The organism is Burkholderia sp. BCC1640 (assembly GCF_902833125.1).
Lineage (GTDB): Bacteria > Pseudomonadota > Gammaproteobacteria > Burkholderiales > Burkholderiaceae > Burkholderia > Burkholderia diffusa.
Window position 1 is genome coordinate 1 of record NZ_CADFEF010000096.1, and the last position, 1,110, is coordinate 1,110.

Consider the following 1,110-nt stretch of genomic DNA (forward strand, 5'->3'; position numbering starts at 1 on the left):
GGCGGCCTCAAATCTGAAGTGCAACACTCTCGCCATCCGGTAATGTCCGCGAATGGCAAAGAGAACGTACCAACAACTTCAACCTGAAGAACGTATGCGAATCGATTTCTGGCGTGACGAGGGCTTGAGCTTGCGGGCGATTGCCCGCAAGCTCAAGCGCGCGCCGTCGACACTGAGTCGCGAGCTGGCACGCAATACGCAGACCAACGGCCTGTACTGCCCGCGGGTCGCCCAAGCGTCCCGCAACACTCGTCGCCAGGCTGCCCGGCCAACGCTGAAGCTTGCGTCCGACTCGGTTCTCTGGAGTGTCGTTTGCCAGCTTCTGCGCGAGCGCCAGTGGTCGCCGCAGGAGATCGCGGCTACCCTGAAGCGGACCTTCTCCGACGAGCCGAGCCTGAACGTGTCCCACGAAACGATTTACAACGCGATCTATGCTCAGCCTCGCGGCGAGTTGCGCCGCGAACTGATTGCCTGTCTGCGTCAGCACCGTAACAAACGCCTGCCGCGATCGCGTGGCACCGATCGGCGCGAAACGATTCCCGACATGGTCAGCATCCACGTGCGGCCGCCCGAGATCAACGATCGCCTCATGCCGGGCCACTGGGAAGGTGACCTCATCAAGGGGGCGGCCAACAAGTCCTCCGTGGCCGTGCTCGTCGAGCGCATGAGCCGCGCGGTGCTGCTGGCCAAGATGCCGGACGCGACTGCTGCGTCGGCGCTGGCCGCCTTCACGACCAAACTGCAATCGCTCGTCAAGCCGCTGCGCCAGACGTTGACCTACGATCAGGGCCGCGAGATGACGCGGCATGCCGAGCTGACGGCCGCGACCAACGTGCGTGTGTACTTCTGCGATCCGCACAGCCCTTGGCAGCGCGGTACCTGCGAAAACACCAACGGCCTGCTGCGCCAGTACTTGCCCAAGGGCACGGATCTGTCCATCCACACTCAAGAAGACCTCGACTCGATTGCTGACAAGCTCAATACACGTCCGCGGGCCACGCTGAACTGGCACACGCCTCTGGAAATCCTTGCTCAGATTCTGGCTAACCCCACGGATCGCGCTCCTGTTCAGTAACCCGCGAGGTGTTGCACTTCGCCCTTGAAACCGCC

At 62.7% G+C, this 1,110-nt stretch carries 1 protein-coding gene; it reads left to right on the plus strand.

Annotation, left to right across the window (positions count from 1 at the left end; genetic code table 11):
- Window positions 1-52 precede the first annotated feature (52 nt).
- Entirely contained in the window at window positions 53-1,075 is a 1,023-nt protein-coding gene (locus tag HWX25_RS32605; protein WP_175912701.1) for an IS30 family transposase, read from the plus strand.
- The last annotated feature ends 35 nt before the right edge of the window (window positions 1,076-1,110 follow it).